This is a genomic window from Paraburkholderia phytofirmans (genome assembly GCF_046028095.1).
Classification (GTDB): domain Bacteria; phylum Pseudomonadota; class Gammaproteobacteria; order Burkholderiales; family Burkholderiaceae; genus Paraburkholderia; species Paraburkholderia phytofirmans_A.
Genome location: NZ_JAQQDJ010000007.1, coordinates 265,501 through 284,961, shown reverse-complemented (window position 1 = coordinate 284,961; position 19,461 = coordinate 265,501). Strand labels below are relative to the sequence as shown.

17 protein-coding genes are annotated in these 19,461 nt (G+C 60.9%); 10 read left to right on the top strand and 7 right to left on the bottom strand.

Annotation, left to right across the window (positions count from 1 at the left end; translation table 11 throughout):
- Positions 1 to 111 precede the first annotated feature (111 nt).
- Complete coding sequence (gene dalD, locus PQR54_RS21360; RefSeq protein WP_408249094.1) at positions 112 to 1,524, bottom strand: D-arabinitol 4-dehydrogenase; 1,413 nt, start codon at positions 1,522 to 1,524, stop codon at positions 112 to 114.
- A gap of 385 nt (positions 1,525 to 1,909) precedes the next feature.
- On the opposite strand from dalD, the gene PQR54_RS21355 reads away from it, so the two are divergent.
- The 8 genes from PQR54_RS21355 (at position 1,910) to PQR54_RS21320 (ending at position 11,400) form a co-directional block, all read left to right on the top strand.
- Positions 1,910 to 2,887: an AraC family transcriptional regulator gene (locus PQR54_RS21355; protein WP_408249092.1), complete on the top strand. Its 978-nt coding sequence runs from the start codon at positions 1,910 to 1,912 to the stop codon at positions 2,885 to 2,887.
- A 113-nt stretch (positions 2,888 to 3,000) separates the two neighbouring features.
- Positions 3,001 to 3,954, top strand: coding sequence for an ABC transporter substrate-binding protein (locus tag PQR54_RS21350; protein ID WP_012434197.1), 954 nt, complete (start codon positions 3,001 to 3,003; stop codon positions 3,952 to 3,954).
- Positions 3,955 to 4,015: 61 nt separating this feature from the next.
- Positions 4,016 to 5,536 (top strand): sugar ABC transporter ATP-binding protein, encoded by a 1,521-nt coding sequence (locus PQR54_RS21345; protein WP_408249089.1) that lies wholly within the window; start codon positions 4,016 to 4,018, stop codon positions 5,534 to 5,536.
- Positions 5,523 to 6,527: an ABC transporter permease gene (locus PQR54_RS21340; protein ID WP_408249087.1), complete on the top strand. Its 1,005-nt coding sequence runs from the start codon at positions 5,523 to 5,525 to the stop codon at positions 6,525 to 6,527. The genes PQR54_RS21345 and PQR54_RS21340 overlap by 14 nt, the downstream gene beginning before the upstream one ends.
- 37 nt (positions 6,528 to 6,564) lie before the next feature.
- Positions 6,565 to 7,653 carry an alcohol dehydrogenase catalytic domain-containing protein gene (locus PQR54_RS21335; protein ID WP_408249085.1) on the top strand — a complete coding sequence of 363 codons (1,089 nt, stop codon included), beginning with the start codon at positions 6,565 to 6,567 and terminating at the stop codon, positions 7,651 to 7,653.
- 46 nt (positions 7,654 to 7,699) lie between these two features.
- Positions 7,700 to 9,244, top strand: a complete 1,545-nt coding sequence (locus PQR54_RS21330) for an FGGY-family carbohydrate kinase (RefSeq protein WP_408249083.1) — start codon at positions 7,700 to 7,702, stop codon at positions 9,242 to 9,244.
- Positions 9,241 to 9,978 (top strand): SDR family oxidoreductase, encoded by a 738-nt coding sequence (locus PQR54_RS21325; protein ID WP_408249081.1) that lies wholly within the window; start codon positions 9,241 to 9,243, stop codon positions 9,976 to 9,978. Before PQR54_RS21330 ends, PQR54_RS21325 begins: the two co-directional genes overlap by 4 nt.
- A gap of 969 nt (positions 9,979 to 10,947) precedes the next feature.
- Positions 10,948 to 11,400: a hypothetical protein gene (locus PQR54_RS21320; protein WP_408249079.1), complete on the top strand. Its 453-nt coding sequence runs from the start codon at positions 10,948 to 10,950 to the stop codon at positions 11,398 to 11,400.
- A gap of 426 nt (positions 11,401 to 11,826) precedes the next feature.
- On the opposite strand, the gene kynA is transcribed toward PQR54_RS21320, so the two are convergent.
- The 3 genes from kynA to kynB are packed head-to-tail and all read right to left on the bottom strand — an operon-like array spanning position 11,827 to position 14,685.
- A complete protein-coding gene (gene kynA / locus PQR54_RS21315) occupies positions 11,827 to 12,759 on the bottom strand; it encodes a tryptophan 2,3-dioxygenase (protein WP_408249077.1) in 933 nt (310 codons plus the stop codon).
- Between the two features lie 9 nt (positions 12,760 to 12,768).
- Positions 12,769 to 14,019: a kynureninase gene (gene kynU, locus PQR54_RS21310; RefSeq protein WP_408249075.1), complete on the bottom strand. Its 1,251-nt coding sequence runs from the start codon at positions 14,017 to 14,019 to the stop codon at positions 12,769 to 12,771.
- A 27-nt stretch (positions 14,020 to 14,046) separates the two neighbouring features.
- Positions 14,047 to 14,685 (bottom strand): arylformamidase, encoded by a 639-nt coding sequence (gene kynB, locus PQR54_RS21305; protein ID WP_408249073.1) that lies wholly within the window; start codon positions 14,683 to 14,685, stop codon positions 14,047 to 14,049.
- Between the two features lie 130 nt (positions 14,686 to 14,815).
- Here kynB and PQR54_RS21300 point away from each other — a divergent pair, with 130 nt between their 5' ends.
- Positions 14,816 to 15,331 (top strand): Lrp/AsnC family transcriptional regulator, encoded by a 516-nt coding sequence (locus tag PQR54_RS21300; protein WP_012434188.1) that lies wholly within the window; start codon positions 14,816 to 14,818, stop codon positions 15,329 to 15,331.
- Between the two features lie 18 nt (positions 15,332 to 15,349).
- Here the strand turns inward: PQR54_RS21300 and PQR54_RS21295 are convergent, their stop codons facing one another.
- A complete protein-coding gene (locus PQR54_RS21295; RefSeq protein WP_408249071.1) occupies positions 15,350 to 15,859 on the bottom strand; it encodes a flavin reductase family protein in 510 nt (169 codons plus the stop codon).
- Positions 15,860 to 16,116: 257 nt separating this feature from the next.
- Between PQR54_RS21295 and msrA the strand changes: the two genes are divergently transcribed.
- Positions 16,117 to 16,665, top strand: coding sequence for a peptide-methionine (S)-S-oxide reductase MsrA (gene msrA, locus PQR54_RS21290; protein ID WP_408249069.1), 549 nt, complete (start codon positions 16,117 to 16,119; stop codon positions 16,663 to 16,665).
- A gap of 32 nt (positions 16,666 to 16,697) precedes the next feature.
- On the opposite strand, the gene PQR54_RS21285 is transcribed toward msrA, so the two are convergent.
- Together PQR54_RS21285 and PQR54_RS21280 are read right to left on the bottom strand one after the other, a co-directional pair.
- Positions 16,698 to 18,170, bottom strand: a complete 1,473-nt coding sequence (locus PQR54_RS21285; protein WP_408249068.1) for a DUF72 domain-containing protein — start codon at positions 18,168 to 18,170, stop codon at positions 16,698 to 16,700.
- Between the two features lie 72 nt (positions 18,171 to 18,242).
- Positions 18,243 to 19,457: a class I SAM-dependent methyltransferase gene (locus PQR54_RS21280; protein ID WP_408249066.1), complete on the bottom strand. Its 1,215-nt coding sequence runs from the start codon at positions 19,455 to 19,457 to the stop codon at positions 18,243 to 18,245.
- Positions 19,458 to 19,461 lie beyond the last annotated feature (4 nt).

Below are 19,461 nucleotides of genomic sequence, written 5' to 3'. Positions count from 1 at the left end.
GCGGTGCCATGCGCATTAAGCCTGGCTGAACCTGGCTTGGCATAACGTGGCACGCGCGCGCTTCGATGCCGCGCGGCGCGCGGCCCTTATGAATCATCAATTCAGCGGCGTTCAAACCGCGCCGCGTTTGGCGAGCCATACATCGACGCGCGCCAACGCGCCTTCCAGCGCCGATTCCAGTTCCGGCGTTTGCGCCATGCTGCCCCACAGCAGACGGTCGGCGGCGAACGCTTTCAATGGATCGGGCGCCTCGAAGAAAGCACGCGCGACACGCTCATCCATCACGCCGTCCTGATACGTATAGGGCAATTTGCCGGCGTTCCAGCGATCGAGAAAGCGGAAGAACAACGCGGGCAGCATGGCAGTCGCCGCGGGCGTGACGCCGCGCTCGAAACATTCCGACAACGTCGGCGCGATAAATCCGGGCAGCTTCGAAAAGCCATCCGCCGCGACGCGCTGGTTCGTGTCCTGGATATAAGGATTGCTGAAGCGCTCGAGCACCACGTCGCGATAGCGTTCGAGATCGAGCGGACTCGGCGTGAGGCACGGGATCACGTCTTCGGTCACGTACTCGTAGGCGAATTTGTTGATGTCCGCGTCGAGCGTGCCTTCGTGAATGTAGTTCAGCCCGACCAGCGTGCCCGCCCATGCGATGCAGCTATGCGTCGCGTTGAGAATGCGGATCTTCGCTTCTTCATACGGCATCACCGAATCGACCAGTTCCGCGCCGACTTTTTCCCATGCCGGGCGTCCCGCGATGAAGTTGTCTTCGATCACCCACTGGATGAACGCTTCGCCCATCACCGGAGCGGCGTCGTCGACACCGGTGGCGGCCTTGACGCGCTCGCGCACGTCCGGCGTGGGACGCGGTGTAATGCGGTCCACCATCGAACTCGGACTGGCGGTGTTGTCGTCGAACCATTGCGCCAGTTCGCTCGCGCCGCGCCGTTCGAGAAACTCGCTCATGCCCGCGTGAAATCGCTCGCCGTTGCTGCGCAGGTTGTCGCAAGTCTGCAGCGTGACCGGGCCCGCGCCGCTTTTCATGCGCGCGTCGAGAATCGCGGCCAGCGCGCCATAAATGGTGGTGTGGCCGCCTTTGAGGTCGGCCGCGAGATCGGGGTTGGCGGTGTCGAGCTCGTCCTGCTCGTCGAGGTAATAGCCGCCTTCGGTGACGGTGAACGCGATGATCTTGCAGGCCGGATCGGCGCCCGCTTCGATCAGCGCGTCGAGACTCTCGGTCCAAGGCACGACGCGCTCGATCGAACGAATCGTCTCGTAGGCGCGCTCACCCTGAGGCGTGACGGTCTCGAGCGTATAGACGCCGTTTTGCGCGGCGAGCGCTTCGAGCACCGCGTTCATATCGCTGCGGATATTGCCGACCGTGAGCGACCAGTGCGGCTCGCCCGGCACCTTGGCCTCGTTCAATCGATGGAGATACCACGCCTGATGCGCGCGATGAAACGATCCCGCGCCGATGTGCAGGATCACGTGTGCGGCCGCGCCGCTGTCTTGCCCGCTGTTCATGTGCGTCTCCTGAATGTCCTTGCTCGCACGGCTAGTCGCGTGCGTTTCTTTTTGGGTTGGAGCATTTGCTCTGCATGTGAGCGAATGATCGTACCCGGCGAAACGAAAGTCAAGGCGACGGCGTACGGTTTTTTGTGGCGCAGCGCGGCGCGGCGGGGCTTTTCAGCGTGACTCGCTATGCGCCGTGGTGTGATGGCGGCGCGTTGCCGCACGTATTGCATTGCATCAAATTTGACATCGAACGGGTCAGGATTAACCCGAATGCAAAAAAGTATTGGTCCGCGGTCTCATTTTTAGTGGTGGATCACGCGCGAGAAGACTACTTTTCGCTATACAAGACGAAAGACCAGCGGCGCTCCAAATGGCCGCTTCATGGAGACAGACAGTGCAACCCGATCTCGAACTGGTGGCCGTACGTCGTGACGAATCGTTCAAAGTATGGTCGCACGGCTATCCGTACCGTACGGTGCGCTGGCACTTTCATCCGGAATACGAAATTCATCTGATCGTGGCGACGACCGGCAAGATGTTCGTCGGCGATCACATCAGCAGCTATACGCCCGGCAACCTCGTGTTGATGGGGCCGAACCTGCCGCACAACTGGGTGAGCGATGTGCCGGAGGGCGAGACGATTGCGCAGCGCAATCTGGTCGTTCAGTTCGGGCAGGAGTTCGTGTCGAGTTGCCTCGACAGTTTTCCGGAGTGGCGTCAGGTCGAAGCGCTGCTTGCCGATTCCCGCCGCGGCGTCTCGTTCGGCGCGCAAACAAGCGCGGCGATCCAGCCGCTGTTCCTCGAATTGCTGGCGGCGCGCGGACTGCGCCGGCTGGTTCTGTTCATGTCGATGCTCGAAATACTGATGAACGCCGAGGACCGCGAGACGCTCGCGAGTCCGGCTTATCAGGCCGATCCAACAAGTTTCGCGTCGACGCGCATCAATCACGTGCTGTCGTATATCGGCAAGAATCTCGCGAACGAATTGCGCGAGTCGGACCTGGCGCAGCTTGCGGGCCAGAGCGTCAGCGCATTCTCGCGTTATTTCCGCCGCCATACCGGGCTGCCGTTCGTGCAGTACGTGAACCGCATGCGGATCAACCTCGCGTGCCAACTGCTCACTGACGACGATCTCAGCGTCACCGATATCTGTTTCAAGGCGGGCTTTAACAACCTGTCGAATTTCAACCGGCAGTTTCTCGCGGTGAAGGGCATGGCGCCTTCAAAATTCCGCCACTATCAGCAACTGAACGACGCGAGTCGCGACGCCTCCGAAGAAGCCGCCGCCCGCGGCGTGGGGATCGACGACGCCCCCGCCATCGTGCTCGCGCCGGGTCTGCCGCGCAGCGCCGCCGCTTATCCACCGACGTAGTCCCAAGCCCAGGCTTCCTGCCGAAGCGTTTTATTTCACCTGCGTTTCAACACGTATCGCGCTGTCCCACCACAGCGCGAGGGGCGTGCTCACTTTTAATAATGGAGACAACCATGACGCAATCCCTTTCGAAGCCAACCTCGTTGAAGACTTTCGCACGCAGCACGGCCGCACTGGCGACGCTCGCCTTCGGCCTGTCGTTCATTGCCGCGCCGGCCGCGCAAGCCGCGCCGCTGAAAATCGGCATGACATTTCAGGAGCTGAACAACCCGTACTTCGTGACGATGCAAAAAGCGCTGAACGATGCGGCCGCCTCCATCGGCGCGACGGTGGTCGTCACCGACGCACACCACGATGTCAGCAAGCAGGTCAGCGACGTGGAAGACATGCTGCAGAAGAAGATCGACATCCTGCTCGTGAATCCGACCGATTCGACCGGCATCCAGTCGGCCGTGACCTCGGCGAAGAAAGCGGGCGTGGTGGTGGTCGCCGTCGATGCGAACGCCAACGGTCCGGTCGATTCGTTCGTCGGCTCGAAGAACTACGACGCGGGCGAGATGGCTTGCGAGTATCTGGCGAAGTCGATCGGCGGCAGCGGCGAAGTTGCGATTCTCGACGGCATTCCGGTCGTGCCGATTCTTGAACGCGTGCGCGGCTGCAAGGCGGCGCTCGCAAAAGCGCCTGGCGTGAAGCTGGTGGATACGCAGAACGGTAAGCAGGAACGCGCGACCGCGTTGTCCGTCACCGAGAACATGATTCAGGCCCACCCGAATCTGAAGGGCGTGTTCAGCGTGAACGACGGCGGCTCGATGGGTGCGCTTTCGGCGATCGAATCGTCGGGCAAGGACATCAAGCTGACCAGCGTCGACGGTGCGCCGGAAGCGATTGCCGCGATTCAGAAGCCGAACTCGAAGTTCGTCGAAACGTCCGCGCAATTCCCGGCTGACCAGGTGCGCATTGCGCTCGGCATCGCGCTCGCCAAGAAGTGGGGCGCCAATGTGCCGAAGACCATTCCGGTCGACGTGAAGATGATCGACAAGAGCAATGCCAAGGGTTTCAGCTGGTAAGCCGAATGTCCGTTGCCGCGCTGAGCAGAAAGCGCGGCAACGGACAGCAGAGGAGGACCCGATGGACACGATACTCAAGCTCGACAACATCACCAAAAGTTTTCCAGGCGTGAAGGCGCTGCAAGGCATTCACCTGGAAATCGCGCGCGGCGAGATTCATGCGCTGCTCGGCGAAAACGGCGCCGGCAAATCGACGCTGATGAAAATCCTGTGCGGCATCTATCAGCCGGACGAAGGCACGATCACGATTGAAGGCGAGGCGCGTCATTTCACCAACTATCACGATGCGGTGGCTGCCGGCGTCGGCATCGTGTTTCAGGAATTCAGCCTGATTCCGTATCTGAACGCGGTGGAGAACATGTTTCTCGGCCGCGAACTGAAGAACGGTTTGGGCCTGCTCGAACGCGGCAAGATGCGGCGCGCGGCGGCGGCGATTTTTCAGCGGCTCGGCGTGACGATCGATCTGTCGGTGCCGATTCGCGAGCTCTCGGTTGCGCAGCAGCAGTTCGTCGAAATCGGCAAGGCGCTTTCGCTGGAGGCGCGCATTCTGATTCTGGACGAGCCCACCGCCACGCTCACGCCCGCCGAAGCCGAACATCTGTTCGCAATCATGCGCGAACTGAAGCAGCAGGGCGTCGCGATGATTTTCATCTCGCACCACCTCGAAGAGATTTTCGAAGTGTGCGACCGCATTACCGTGCTGCGCGATGGGCAGTACGTCGGCATGACCGAGGTTGCGCAATCCGACGTGGGGCATCTTGTGGAGATGATGGTGGGACGCCGCATCGAAAACAGCTTTCCGCCGAAGCCGCCGCTGCGCGCCGATGCGAAGGTCGTGCTCGAAGTGGAGAAACTGCAGTTGCTCAAGGACAGCCCGCTGTTGAGCTTCACGCTGCGTGAAGGAGAGATTCTCGGTTTCGCGGGACTGGTCGGCTCGGGGCGCACGGAAACCGCGCTCGCCGTGATCGGCGCGGATCCCGCTTACGTGAAGGAGATTCGCATCAACGGTACGTCGGCGAAGCTGTCCGATCCTGCCGATGCGTTGCGCGCCGGCGTCGGCATTCTGCCGGAAAGCCGCAAGACCGAAGGCCTGATCACCGATTTCTCGATCAAGCAGAACATCTCGATCAACAACCTCGGCAAGTATCGCTCGTTGCGTTTCTTCATCGACCAGCGCAGTGAAGCGCGCGCGACCGCCGACATCATGAAACGCGTGGGCGTCAAAGCACCGACCATGCATACGGAAGTCGCGACACTCTCAGGCGGCAATCAGCAAAAAGTCGTGATCGCGCGCTGGTTAAATCACCACACCAACATCCTGATCTTCGACGAACCGACGCGCGGCATCGACGTCGGCGCCAAAGCCGAAATCTATCTGCTGATGCGCGAACTCACCGCGCGCGGCTACTCGATCATCATGATCTCGTCCGAACTGCCGGAGATCGTCGGCATGTGCGACCGCGTCGCCGTGTTCCGGCAGGGCCGCATTGAAGCGATGCTCGAAGGCGACGCGATCGACTCGAACGCCGTGATGACCTATGCAACTGCCGGCTCTCGTGGAGCAACACATGAACACGCCTAATCCTTCTTCACCCAAGACCTCCACTGTCAGCAGCGATACGCCGGGAGCGCCGGTGCGTTTCACGTGGGCCGCATTGAAGCGCTCGACGCTGTTCTATCCGTTCATCGGCTTGCTGGTGGTCTGCATCGTCATGGTGTTTGCGAGCGACAGTTTTCTTTCCGGCGCGAACATCGAGAACGTGCTGCGCCAGGTGTCGATCAACGCGATCATCGCCGTGGGGATGACGTGCGTGATTCTGACCGGCGGTATCGATCTTTCCGTGGGCTCCGTTATGGCGTTGGCGGGGACGCTCGCGGCTGGTTTGATGGTGGCCGGCATGAATGCCGTCGCTGCGCTCGCGATCGGTGTCGCGGTCGGCCTTGGCTTCGGCGCGGCTAACGGTTTCTTCGTGGCGTTTGCGGGCATGCCGCCGATCATCGTCACGCTCGCGACGATGGGCATCGCACGCGGCCTCGCGTTGATCTACACGGGCGGCTATCCGATCGACGGCCTGCCGGAGTGGGTCAGCTTCTTTGGCAGCGGCAAGATTCTCGGCGTGCAGGCGCCCGTCGTGATCATGGTGGTGATCTATGTGATCGCCTGGGTGCTGCTGGAGCGCATGCCTTTCGGCCGCTATGTCTATGCGATCGGCGGCAACGAACAGGCCACGCGTTTGTCCGGCGTGCGGGTGGCGCGCGTCAAGCTGATCGTCTACACGATCGCCGGCTTGACGTCCGCCTTCGCCGCCATCGTGCTGACCGCGCGTTTGATGAGCGGCCAGCCGAACGCCGGCGTCGGCTTCGAACTCGACGCCATCGCCGCCGTGGTGATGGGCGGCACGTCGATCTCCGGCGGCCGTGGCTCGATCATCGGCACGTTGATCGGCGCATTGCTGCTCGGTGTACTGAACAACGGCCTGAACATGGTCGGCGTGAATCCGTATGTGCAGAACGTGATCAAGGGCGGAATCATTTTGCTCGCGATTTACATCAGCCGCGACCGCAGAAAGTAACTCTCCACTGACTTCTACTTTTTAGCAGGACCATGCAATGACGACTCAATCCGACAAGCAGAACATGACAGCCATCGTCTGTCATGCACCCAAAGACTATCGCGTCGAACAGGTGTCGAAGCCTCGCGCGGGCGCACACGAACTGGTGATCCGCATTGCCGCGTGCGGGATTTGCGCGAGCGACTGCAAATGTCATTCGGGGGCGAAGATGTTTTGGGGTGGCCCGAGCCCGTGGGTGAAAGCGCCGGTGATTCCGGGCCACGAGTTCTTCGGTTTCGTGGAAGAAATCGGCGAAGGCGCGGCCGATCACTTCGGCGTGAAGATCGGCGACCGCGTGATCGCCGAACAGATCGTGCCATGCGGCAAATGCCGCTATTGCAAATCCGGCCAGTACTGGATGTGCGAGGTGCACAACATCTTCGGCTTCCAGCGCGAAGTCGCCGACGGCGGCATGGCCGAATACATGCGCATTCCGCCGACAGCGATTGTTCACAAGATTCCTGACGGCATCTCGCTGGAAGACGCCGCGATCATCGAGCCGCTCGCCTGCGCGATCCACACGGTCAATCGTGGTGAAGTGCAACTCGACGACGTAGTGGTGATCGCCGGCGCCGGTCCGCTCGGTTTGATGATGACGCAAATCGCGCATCTGAAAACGCCGAAGAAACTGGTGGTGATCGATCTGGTGGAAGAGCGCCTCGCACTCGCCCGCGAATACGGCGCCGACGTGACGATCAACCCGAAACAGGACGACGCGCTGGCAATCATCCACTCGCTCACGGACGGTTACGGCTGTGATGTGTATATTGAAACCACAGGTGCGCCGATTGGCGTGAATCAGGGCATGGACCTGATTCGCAAGCTCGGGCGGTTCGTCGAGTTTTCGGTGTTCGGCGCGGATACGACGCTGGATTGGTCGGTGATCGGCGATCGCAAGGAACTCGACGTGCGCGGCGCGCATCTTGGCCCGTACTGCTATCCGATCGCGATCGATCTGCTGGCGCGCGGGCTGGTTACATCGAAAGGCATCGTCACGCACGGCTTTTCACTCGAAGAATGGGACGAGGCGATCAAGATCGCCAACTCGCTCGATTCGATCAAGGTGTTGCTGAAGCCGCGCGCCTGAGCGTCGACCGCGGTCGGAGTACGAGCGGCATATAAACGGAGACAGTATGGATTACGTCATCGGCGTCGATATCGGCACGCAGAGCACCAAGGCGCTGCTGGTCGATCAGCACGGCGCGATCGTCGCGCAGCATGCGTCGAGCTATCAGCCGGATACGCCCAAGCCGCTGTGGGCTGAACAATGGCCGGCGGTCTGGTTGAAGGCGGTGGTCGAGTGCATCGCCGCGTGCGTCGCTAAAGCGAAGGAGGCGGGCGTCGCGGCGAAGTCGATCAAAGCCGTGTGCGTGAGCAGCCTGTACGGCGGCTCCGGCATTCCGGTGGACAGCGAGATGCGGCCGCTCTATCCCTGTTTGATCTGGATGGATCGGCGCGCCACCGAGCAGGTCGAATGGGTACGCAACAACGTCGATCTCGAACGGCTCTATACGATCACGGGCAACGGCGTGGATAGCTATTACGGCTACACGAAGATGCTGTGGTTGCGCGATCATGAACCGGACGTGTGGTCACATACGCGTTACTTCCTGCCGCCGAATGCGTACGTGATCTACATGCTGACTGGCGAGGTGGCGGTCGATCATAGTTCGGCGGGCAATATCGGCGGCATCTACGACATTGGCAAGCGCGACTGGTCCGACGAAGCGCTCGACATGCTCGGCATTCCTGCGACGATGATGCCGGAGCGGCTGGTTGAATCCTCGGAGGTGGTAGGCGGCTTGCTGACACAGTGGGTCGAGCAGCTTGGCCTCGAGGCGGGCACGGCGATCGTCGCGGGTGGCGTGGACGCGGCGATGGCGACGTTCGCGGCCGGCGTCACGCGCGCCGGGCAACATGTCGCGATGATCGGCACGAGCATGTGCTGGGGCTATATCAACCAGAGCGTCGATGCACGGCATGGGTTGATCAGCATGCCGCATGTGTTCAACGGGCAGCGCGATATTTACGTGTTCGGCGGGGCGATTACGGCGGGCGCTTCGGTGACCTGGTATCGCGAGCAGTTCTGTCACGCGGAGATCGAGGCCGCGCGCGCGACGCCGCATGGCGATCCGCATCGCTTGCTGGAAGAGTCGGCTGAGAAGGTGCCGGCCGGTTCGGATGGCGTGATGTTCCTGCCGTATCTGATGGGCGAACGCAGTCCGGTGTGGGATGCCAAGGCGAGCGGGGCGTTCGTCGGGCTGAGCCTGTTTCATACGCGGGCGCATTTGTACCGCGCCGTGCTGGAGGGCGTCACGTTCGCGTTAAAGCACAACATCGAGGCGGGACGTAAGGGCGCGCAGTCGCTGGACGACAAACTGATCGTGGTTGGCGGCGCCGCGCATTCGGATTTGTGGATGCAGATTATCGCGGACGTTACCGGGTATCCGGTTTATACCATCGAGCAGGATGTGGAGGCGGCGATGGGCGCCGCGTTGCTGGCGGGTGTCGGTGTCGGACTGGTATCGCGTGAAGAGGCGCAGCGCGGCTGGGTCACACTGGTCGAACGCGCGCAGCCGGACGCGGTGCGGATGGCGTTGTACGAGCAACGGTTCGGCGTTTATACGGATTTGTATCCGGCGTTAAAGCCGGTCATGCATCGGTTGCAGACATCATGAATGCTACTTTTGATTTTTCTGATCGCTCGATTCTTGTCACGGGTGCTTCGAGTGGGATTGGGCGTGCGACGGTTGAGGCTTTGTGTGCGTCTGGTGCGAGTGTGGTTGCCGCGGCGCGGAATGTGAATGAGCTTGCGCGGCTGGCGGAGGAGACGGGGTGCGAGCCTTTAGTGCTTGATGTGAGCGATGAAGCGGCAATCGATGACGCGTTGGGGGCGCTCGATGTGTTCGATGGGCTCGTGAATTGCGCGGGGATTGCGTTGCTTGAGCGGGCTGTGGATACGACTGGTGCTAGTTTTGATCGGGTGATGGCGGTGAATGCGCGAGGCGCTGTGCTGGTGGCCAAGCATGTGGCGCGGGGGATGATTGGTGCTCAGCGTGCCGGTAGTATCGTTAATGTCTCTAGTCAAGCTGCGCTCGTGGCTCTGGATGATCATTTGAGTTATTCGGCTTCCAAGGCTGCGCTTGATGCTGTTACACGGGCTCTTTGTGTTGAGTTGGGGCCGTTCGGGATTCGGGTTAATAGTGTTAATCCTACGGTTACGTTGACGCCTATGGCGGTGTTGGCGTGGAGTGATCCGGTTAAGCGGGATCCTGCTCTTAAGGCTATTCCGCTGCAGCGGTTTGCTGAGTCTGCTGAGGTTGCTGCTCCTATCTTGTTCTTGTTGAGTGAAGCGGCTTCTATGATTAGTGGGGTTTGTTTGGCTGTTGATGGGGGGTATACGGCTAGGTGAGGTTCTTTGATCGTGTGGTGGTTTGTTTGTCTGTGATCCTAAGTTGTTGGCCTTTCCTTGGTTTGTTAGTGGTCTATTAGCGTTGCCCCTGTGCGGGGCGGCACCTACTTCTCTTTGCCGGCCGCAAAGAGAAGTAGGCAAGAGAAAGCGGCTCAAACCGCTAATTCTTAAGTGGGTCCCCCGCACAGTCGCGGTAGTGGTGCATCTGGAATCTGTGTTCTCGCACATTCCACGTGCTTGACAAAGCACTCATTCTTCCCCCCTCGCGCTGCGCGCTCGCCGGAACGGTCTGCTTTAAACCAGTGGTGGCGTTTGGGCGCGATGCGGGCTATCGGCTTCGCCTCGGCGATGCCGCATAAAGGTCCTCGTTTAGAAGGTTTTTTTGCTGGGCGCTGGATTGATCTCGCGCGCAAGCGTGACCCTCACACGCGTCGGGCGTCCAACCGCGCCATTCAATAACCAATGCGTTTCTGCGCTGACGCTGTCGTGGCCCACAGGCCGAAAACATTCCCCGAGACACCCGCAGAAAACGTTGTTCCGCAAACGCAGGCGTCTGCGGAATCGGTCACCTCCGAATCCGATGCGTAAGCGGGCACGGTTGAAGCTTCTTTGGCGTTGTAGTCTTTTATTCGCGCAGATGTTTGAAAAAATTCAGAAATTGATATCGCGCGCGTTTTAGCTTGTTCGGGTGATCACATCGCGGAGCGATGTGGCTAAACTCATTCTGTCGTGTACTTCACGACAAACGGGTATAGCAGCCTGTTAGCACTTTTGCCCCGCATGCTTGCGCACATCCGTATGCGGTTGCCTCAGCACGTCTGATTTCCATGGGCGGGCCTTGGCGGGGGAGCCTCGCGGCTCGCCGGTTAGTGGTGAAATGCACCGGTCTGCTATTCCCGTCAATGTGCCCGCTCACCGCCTTGCAAGCGCGTGTCGGGCGATCCAGGTAAGTTTCAGGGAGATCGCGCCATGAGTAAATCCGCCAAGCATTTACGAACGACGTCGCGCCCACCCGTTGACGCACTTCGATTCGAGAAACTCGCGCTGTCCGAATTCGGACTGATTGAACGGCAACTAAGCCAACTAGACAAGCTGGTCACGCTTTTGGACTCGATAGTTAGGAGTCCGGCTGTAACGAGGGAGGAAAGACAGCAACAGCGAAAATTGCTGGAACTGCTGCTCGACACGGGCGAGGAATACCTGCGCGAAGTCGAGATTGACCGTGAGCTGTACCAAGTCATTGCGCTGGACGCGAAGGAGATTCCTCAAAGCCGCATCACGGCATGCCATGCAGTGGACCTGTTGGTGAAGGCCACACGCACGGCATCAGAAAACCGCGAACGTATTGGCGCGACGAGGGCGATGCAGACCCGACAGCGTCGCTTTGACACGACCGTCCGACGGATGGCGACGGCGCATTGAGATAAGCTCATGGCACGGCACGGCAGGGGGGAAGGCGAAGGCGGCTAAAAAATGCGAAGGGGTTTGCCGGCATATCGCCGAGGCGAAGCCGACGGCCCCCACCGCACACAGAAAAGCCCAAGGGTTTTGAGCCGACCGTTCCGGCGAGCGCGCAGCGCGAGGCGGGAAGAATGAGCGCTTTGTCACTCACGTGGAATGTGCGAGAACACAGATTCCAGATGCACCACTACCGCGACTGTGCGGGGGACCCGCTTATGAGCTAGCGGTGTGAGCCGCTTTCTCTTGCCTACTTCTCTTTGCGGCGGCAAAGAGAAGTAGGTGCCGCCCCGCACAGGGGCAACGCTAATAAACCACTAACAAAGCATGGAAAGGCCAACACCTTAGGATCACAGACCAACCAAGCGCCCAGCAGGCGAACCACAGTCACTACAACATAGTCCTAACATGCCAAAGCTCCGGAAACAAAACCACATCCAACATCTTCCGCAGATAAGTAGCCCCACTAGTCCCCCCAGTCCCTTGCTTAAACCCGATAATCCTCTCAACAGTAGTCACATGCCTAAACCTCCACTGCCGAAAAGCATCCTCAAGATCAACAAGCTCCTCAGCCATCTCATACAACTCCCAATGCTGGGAAGGATTCCGATAAACCTCCAACCACGCCGCTTCAACAGAAGCATCATGCACAGTAGGCTGAGTCCAATCCCGCTCCAACCGGGAGGCTGAAATCGCAAACCCACGCCGAGCGAGCAACCGCACAACCTCATCATAAAAAGAAGGCGCTTCCAGCGAAGCCTTAACCTCAGCCAACACATCAGCCCGATGCGCGTGCGGCTTCAACATCTGCTCATTTTTATTGCCAAGCAAAAACTCAATCTGCCGATACTGATAAGACTGAAACCCGGAAGAACTTCCCAAATAAGGCCGCATAGCCGTGTACTCAGACGGCGTCATAGTCGCAAGAACACTCCAGGCCTGCACGAGTTGCTCCATAATCCGCGACACGCGCGCCAGCATCTTGAACGCCGGCGGCAATTCATCCCGATGCACGGCCTGCAGCGCCGCCCGCAACTCATACAACGCGAGCTTCATCCACAACTCGCTCGTCTGATGCTGAATGATGAACAGCATCTCATTGTGATCCGGCGACAAAGGATGCTGCGCATCCAACACCGTCCCGAGCGACAGATAATCCCCGTAGCTCATCGACTCAGAAAAATCGAGCTGCGCATCATGCCAGCCATCGCCCGAATCGGCGGCCGGGGTAGCCACATTAGAAGCAGCAGCCCCATGCCCAAACGGACAGCCCTGCGCCGGTTTCTCTTCCGGCAACCCCGGTGTTTGCATGTGATCGGTCATCGCGGCTCCTCAGGTCACTGCGCCGCGTGCGGCGAATTCAGGTGCCCGCCAGGTTTCTTTCACGAGCACCTCGCGCAACGTTTCCACCGCATCCCATACATCGACAAAGCGCGTATACAGCGGCGTAAAACCAAACCGCAACACATGCGGCTCGCGATAATCGCCAATCACCCCGCGCGCAATCAAAGCCTGCATCACCTCGTACCCATGCGGATGCTCGAAGCTCGCATGCGACCCACGCTGCGCATGCTCACGCGGCGTAACGAGCGTCAACGGAAATTCACTGCAACGCGTTTCGACCAGTTCGATGAACAGATCGGTCAACGCCAGCGACTTCTTGCGCACCGCCTGCATGTCGGTTTGCAAAAACACATCGAGCCCGCACTCGACGAGCGACATCGACACCATCGGCTGCGTGCCGCACAAAAAGCGGCCGATGCCGTCGTCAGGCTGATACGCCGGATCCATCTTGAACGGCGCGCGATGTCCCCACCAGCCCGACAGCGGCTGCGCGAATTCGTTTTGATGACGCGTGGGCACCCACACGAACGCAGGCGAACCCGGCCCGCCATTCAGATACTTATATGTGCAGCCCACCGCATAATCCGCGCCGACGCCGTTCAGATCGACCGGCACCGCGCCCGCCGAATGCGCCAGGTCCCACAGCGCGAGCGCGCCTTTGTCGTGAATCAGCCTGGTGAGCGCAGCCATGTCGTGCATGTAGCCGGTGCGGTAGTTCACGTGCGTGATCATCGCGATGGCGGTGTCTTCGCCGATCGCGGCGGGCAGTTCGGACGGATCGTCGACGAGGCGCAGCTCATAACCGCGGTCGAGCTGCTCGATCAAGCCTTGCGCGATATACAGGTCCGTCGGGAAATTCGAACGCTCGGAAACGATCACGCGACGCTTCGGATCGCGCGCATTCGCGACCCGCACGGCCGCCGAGAGCAGCTTGAACAAGTTGATCGAAATCGTATCGGTGACGACCACTTCGTTTTCCCCCGCGCCAATCAACGGTGCGAGCTTGTTGCCGAGGCGGCGCGGCAGCTCGAACCAGCCGGCGGTGTTCCAGCTACGAATCAGGCCTTCGCCCCATTCTGCGCCGATCACGGTCTGTGCCCGCTGCGCTGCGGCCGCGGGCGGCACGCCCAACGAATTGCCGTCGAGATAGATGGTGGTCGACGACAGCGCGAACTGGTCGCGCAGCGTCGCGAGAGGATCGGCGCGGTCGAGCGCCAGTGCTTCGTCACGGTGGTTCATGGTGTTCCGTCAGTCAGATGGAGATGTTCATTGCGATTCCGGCAGCGCGCGCAGGATCGCGCGCACCGGGCTTGCATCGAGTGTGGTCAGTTTGAGCGGCAATGCGATCAGTTCGTAGTCGCCGGGCGCGACGTCGTCGAGCACGACGCCTTCGAGAATCGCCATGCGATGCACGCGGATCCGGTGGTGCGCATCCATCGTCTTCGATTCCTGCGGGTCGAGCGATGGCGTGTCGATGCCGATCAGCTTCACGCCGCGCGCCGCCAGCAGGTCGATGGTGTCCGGCGCGACCGCGCAGAACGCGCTGTCCCACGCGCCGGTCGGCGCGTTTCTGTAAGTGCGCAGTAAGACTCGCGGCGGCAGGTCGTCGAGCGAGCCGGTCAGGTGTTGTGGCGTCACAACAGGCGATGCGCCGATGCAATGAATCACGCGGCATCGGCCGAGGTACGCGTCGAGCGGTACTTCGCCGATGGCGGCGCCTTCGGCGTCGTAGTGCAGCGGGGCATCGGTGTGCGCGCCGGTGTGCGGCGACAGCGTCAGCCGCGCGACGTTGACGGGCGAGCCCGCCTCCATGCGCCACACGCGCTCGATACCCACGGGGGTGTCGCCCGGCCAGACGGGCGTGGCGGTATCGACGGCGGGGGTGATGTCCCAAAGTGTTGGCATAGTCGCATCGGCGGTTTGTGTCTATCCGGGAATGATAGGTGGCTTGCCGCGAAATGTGATTGCGAAAAAATCTCCTTCTGCGCCGTGTCTTGGAACATAATTTGATTCAAACGGGAAAGGGAGACCGAATATGAACGCGATCTCGCTCGACGCCACCGATTGCCGTATCTTGACGGTGCTTCAGCAAGAAGGACGGATCAGCAATCTCGACCTCGCGGAGCGCATCTCGCTCTCGCCATCAGCCTGTCTACGACGCCTGCGCCTGCTCGAAGAGCAGGGCGTCATCGAACACTACCGCGCGTGTCTGAATCGGGAAGTGCTGGGTTTCGAACTGGAAGCGTTCGTGCAGGTGTCCATGCGCAACGATCAGGAGAACTGGCACGAACGCTTCGCGGAAGCGGTGCGCGACTGGCCGGAAGTGGTCGGCGCGTTCGTCGTGACCGGCGAGACGCACTATCTGCTGCGAGTCCTCGCGCACAACCTCAAACACTATTCGGATTTCGTGCTGCAGCGTCTCTACAAGGCGCCGGGCGTGATGGATATTCGTTCGAATATCGTGCTGCAGACGCTCAAGGAAGATTCGGGCGTGCCGGTTTCGCTGGTGAAGAAAACCGGTGGGCATAGCGCCGCGCATAACGATCGCTGAGTGAGCGCGGCGGCGTGTTCAAAGCGGGTCGAGTCCGTGAAACAAGCCGTTCTGAAACACCAGCGGTGAAATCTCCGCGGCATTCTCGTGCACGCCGCAGCGCTCCACTTCGCCGACAAAAATCACGTGGTCGCCTTCTTCGTAACGGCTGCGGTTATGGCATTCGAACCAGGCGAGCGCGCCGTCGAGCACCGGCATGCCGGTGTCGCCTTCCGCGTGCGACACGCCTTCGAAGCGATCGCCCTTCACGGTCGCAAAGCGCTTGCACAGATCGAGCTGCGACGAAGCCAGCACATTGACCACATAGTGACTGTTGGCGCGGAACACCGGCATCGACGCCGAACGCGTGGCCAGACTCCACAGCACCAGCGGCGGATTGAGCGAAACCGAATTAAATGAGCTGGCCGTGATGCCGATCAACTGGCCGGACGCCGCGCGCGTTGTAATGACGGTGACGCCGGTGGCAAATTGGCTGAGCGCCTGTTTGAAGGCGTTCTGGTCGAAGTTGGGAGGGCTGGCGTGCTTCATCGGGCGCCGGTCCCTGGCGCAAACCGGGGGAGCGCCGGGCCGAACCCATCTCGCGTGCCGCTGAAAACAAATGATTCGAAAGTCATAGTGAAAATCGTCGATTTGCCCCAATTTTAACTGCAATCGAGGCGGATCGGCCGCGACCCCAGCCGGTGAATGAAAAAGCCGCTAAGCTGGAAGGCTCGGATGGTGGCATGAGCGTTGCGGCGAACCGTGGACCGGCATCGGCCGACTATGTGTTTGAAGGAGCGAGCAGCATGAGTCAGACAGGCGAAGTCGCCACCCTGGGTGGCGGGTGTTTCTGGTGCCTCGAAGCGGTGTACCTGGGCGTCGACGGCGTGAACGCAGTGGAGTCGGGCTACGCGGGCGGCAAGACGCAACGCCCGAGCTACGAGCAGGTGTGCGACGGCGAAACCGGCCACGCTGAGGTCGTCAAAGTCGACTTCGATCCGGCGGAGATCAGCTATCGCGAGATTCTCGATATCTTCTTTGCGATCCACGATCCGACGCAGTTGAACCGGCAGGGCAACGACGTCGGCACGCAATACCGCTCGGTGATCTTCACGCATTCCGACACGCAGCGGGAAACGGCGCTGCAGGCAATTCGCGAGATCGGTGAGCAACGCATTTACGACGGCCAGATCGTCACACAAGTGCTACCGCTCGACGGCAATTACTGGCCCGCCGAGGCTTATCACCAGAACTATTTTGCGCAGCACCCGAATCAGGGCTACTGCTCGTTCGTGGTGGCGCCGAAGGTGGCGAAGTTTCGTCAGAAGTTTGCTCACCGGATCAGGGCGAGCTAACCGAGCTAATGGCATGAGCGGCTGCTTGCGCGTTACTCGGCGTCGGAACCGGGCAGCTGCTCGTTCTCTTCAGATGGCGGTGGCTCGTGATCGTCGTGCTCGTGCTCATGCTCATGAGCGAGCCGTGCATACGCGTCGATGATCGCCCGCGCCAGCTCCACACAACTTAGTGGCGCCGAACCTTCCGCTTTATTGTTGATCGCGATCACCACCGGCTGGCCGGCCAGCGCATAGCGCGCGGCCAGTTCGGCGAGTGACGCGCGGGTCGCCGGATCCTCATCGACCAACTGGTTGAAGGGCTCGTACTTGGCCTTCGCCTGTTCGTATTTGAAGCCGCCGTGCAGGCTCCAGCGCACGATCAGCGGCCCAGCCGGTTCACCATCCAGCAACGCAAGCGCCGCGGCCTGGCGCAGCGGATCGGGCATGCGCGCGTGAATCCCGACGCAATAGCGCACGCCCGCCGCTTTGAGCGTGCGGATGAAGCGCGGCGTAAGCAGACTCCCATCGCGGATTTCGATCGCGTAGCAGGCGCTGTCCGGCAGCTTCGGCAAGGCCATCAGAAATTCGGCCAGCCGTTCGATGAACACCGCCGGTTGCGCGAGCATCTGATCCGGCAGCGGCGAAAGCTGGAACACGAGCGCGCCGGCTTTGGCGCCGAGCCCTTCGAGACAAGGCGTGACGAAATCGTCGATTGCCATTTGCGCGTTCAGAAAGCACGGATTCATCGAGACCGGCTCGCCGCGTTCGGCACGCACGGTGGCGTCCGTGATCGTCATCGGGGCTTTCACGATGAAGCGGAAATGCTCGGGCACTTGCTGCGCGTAACGCAAATATTCGGTGACCGTGAGCGCCTGATAAAACGAGCGGTCGATGCTGACCGTCTTCAGCAGCGGATGCGCGCCGTAGGCCGTGAGACCCTCGCGCGATAGTTTGCTGTTGCTGTACTCGTCGCCATAAACGATGCCGTTCCAGCCCGGAAACGACCATGTCGAAGTGCCGAGGTGGATGTGCGGCGGTAGTTGCGCCGCAAGCGCGAGGAGTTCGGGCGAGGGCGGGGCAGCGACGATTTCGCGAGTGCGGCGTTTTTTGGGGGTGTCGGCGGGGGCGGTATTGGCTTCGGGCGCGGCAATGGCGGCGTCTGGCGCGGCCGCTTCGTCTTCCTGCCACAAGGAGCCGGCGTTCGGGGCATTCGTCGCGCGCGGTTGACGCCGGCGCTCGGGCTGCGTCGCTGCGACGGGTGCTGCGGATGCGTTAGCTGGCGAGCTTGCCTGCTCAACGGTCTGCTGACTCTGCTGAGCGGCGTCAGCATCTGCCCCAGCGGCTACGGCGGCCGCTGCAGTGCCAGTGGTGCCGCTCGTCCCGCGCGATAACTTCACCGCGCCATCGCCCTTTGCCGTCGCCGCTTCCAGCGGCATCCCGAAGAGATCGAACTGCACGGCTTCGCCATCGGCGCCAGCTTCGGCCTCGACCGGCTGTTCAACTTCGCTTGTCCCGCTTGGGTCCATCGGTGTTCGACCTGCTGTTCAAAGGTTTGCGCCACGTCGCCCGCTCATGCACGGCGCCGCGGCGCAACCGTATCACAGCGGTTTGTCGTACATGAAGCGGCGCGACCATGGCAAGGTTTTCGCGCTGCGGCCGGCTTTGCGGCAGACCACCTGGTAGATCGAGACGTCGTCGTTTTCGAAAGCGTAGGCGCAACCGGCGAGGTACACGCGCCAGATGCGGAATTTCTCGTCGTCGACGAGCTTGCGGGCTTCCTCCGCATGCGCTTCGAAATTCTCCGCCCAGATGTCCAGCGTGTGCGCATAGTGACGGCGCAGGCTTTCGACGTCAACCGCTTCGAGCCCGCCGCGCTGCATCGATTCGAGCGCGAGGCTGATATGCGGCAGCTCGCCGTCGGGAAACACATAGCGGTCGATGAATTCGCCGCCGCCGAGCGCGGTCTCGCCGCTGTCCGAATCGCTCGACGTAATGCCGTGATTCATGGCGATGCCGTCGTCGACCAGCAGGTCGCGGATTTTCTCGAAGTAGCCCGGCAGATTCTTGCGGCCCACGTGCTCGAACATGCCGACGCTCGTGATGCGATCGAATTGCCCTTCGACGTCGCGATAATCCTGCAGACGAATCTCGATCTGGCCTTCCAGCCCCGCCGCTTTCACGCGCGCGGTAGCGAGATCGAACTGGTTCTGCGAGAGCGTCACGCCCACGCACTGCGCGCCGAACTTCTGCGCCGCGCGCAGAACGAGTGCGCCCCAGCCGCAGCCGATATCGAGCAGGCGCTGCCCCGGTTGCAACTGGATCTTGGTGAGGATGTGGTCGATCTTCTTGATCTGCGCGGTAGGAAGATCTTCGTCGCCGTTCTCGAAATACGCGCACGAGTACACCATGTTCTCGTCGAGCCACAGCTTGTAGAACTCGTTCGAGACGTCGTAGTGATACTGGATCGCCTTCTTGTCCGAGGCTTTCGAATGATTGAAGTAGCGCCGCACGCGCGCCAGCTTGCCCGCGCTGGTGACGGTATTGCGCGCCAGCTGGTAGCCGATATTGATGATGTCCGACAGCTTGCCTTCAATGTCGATCTTGCCCTTCACGTACGCCTCGCCCAGATTGTCGAGGCTCGGTTCGAGCAGATAGGGCAGCGCCGTGGCGCTTTTGACATGTAGCGTGACCTGGGGCGCCGCGAACTGCCCGAAGTCATGTTGCTGACCGTCCCACAGCACGAGGCGCGCGGGAACGTTAGCTTTGGTTTTTACATCTTCCACCCACTGCGCCAGCTTCTTCTCCCAGAACATGTGA

Excerpts from the sequence above, each read along its gene's own strand:
- dalD (WP_408249094.1), bottom strand. The coding sequence starts at position 1,524 with ATGAACAGCGGGCAAGACAGCGGCGCGGCCGCACACGTGATCCTGCAC.
- PQR54_RS21350 (WP_012434197.1), top strand. The coding sequence starts at position 3,001 with ATGACGCAATCCCTTTCGAAGCCAACCTCGTTGAAGACTTTCGCACGC.
- PQR54_RS21345 (WP_408249089.1), top strand. The coding sequence starts at position 4,016 with ATGGACACGATACTCAAGCTCGACAACATCACCAAAAGTTTTCCAGGC.
- PQR54_RS21340 (WP_408249087.1), top strand. The coding sequence starts at position 5,523 with ATGAACACGCCTAATCCTTCTTCACCCAAGACCTCCACTGTCAGCAGC.
- PQR54_RS21335 (WP_408249085.1), top strand. The coding sequence starts at position 6,565 with ATGACGACTCAATCCGACAAGCAGAACATGACAGCCATCGTCTGTCAT.
- PQR54_RS21330 (WP_408249083.1), top strand. The coding sequence starts at position 7,700 with ATGGATTACGTCATCGGCGTCGATATCGGCACGCAGAGCACCAAGGCG.
- PQR54_RS21325 (WP_408249081.1), top strand. The coding sequence starts at position 9,241 with ATGAATGCTACTTTTGATTTTTCTGATCGCTCGATTCTTGTCACGGGT.
- PQR54_RS21320 (WP_408249079.1), top strand. The coding sequence starts at position 10,948 with ATGAGTAAATCCGCCAAGCATTTACGAACGACGTCGCGCCCACCCGTT.
- kynA (WP_408249077.1), bottom strand. The coding sequence starts at position 12,759 with ATGACCGATCACATGCAAACACCGGGGTTGCCGGAAGAGAAACCGGCG.
- kynU (WP_408249075.1), bottom strand. The coding sequence starts at position 14,019 with ATGAACCACCGTGACGAAGCACTGGCGCTCGACCGCGCCGATCCTCTC.
- kynB (WP_408249073.1), bottom strand. The coding sequence starts at position 14,685 with ATGCCAACACTTTGGGACATCACCCCCGCCGTCGATACCGCCACGCCC.
- PQR54_RS21300 (WP_012434188.1), top strand. The coding sequence starts at position 14,816 with ATGAACGCGATCTCGCTCGACGCCACCGATTGCCGTATCTTGACGGTG.
- PQR54_RS21295 (WP_408249071.1), bottom strand. The coding sequence starts at position 15,859 with ATGAAGCACGCCAGCCCTCCCAACTTCGACCAGAACGCCTTCAAACAG.
- msrA (WP_408249069.1), top strand. The coding sequence starts at position 16,117 with ATGAGTCAGACAGGCGAAGTCGCCACCCTGGGTGGCGGGTGTTTCTGG.
- PQR54_RS21285 (WP_408249068.1), bottom strand. The coding sequence starts at position 18,170 with ATGGACCCAAGCGGGACAAGCGAAGTTGAACAGCCGGTCGAGGCCGAA.
- PQR54_RS21280 (WP_408249066.1), bottom strand. The coding sequence starts at position 19,457 with ATGTTCTGGGAGAAGAAGCTGGCGCAGTGGGTGGAAGATGTAAAAACC.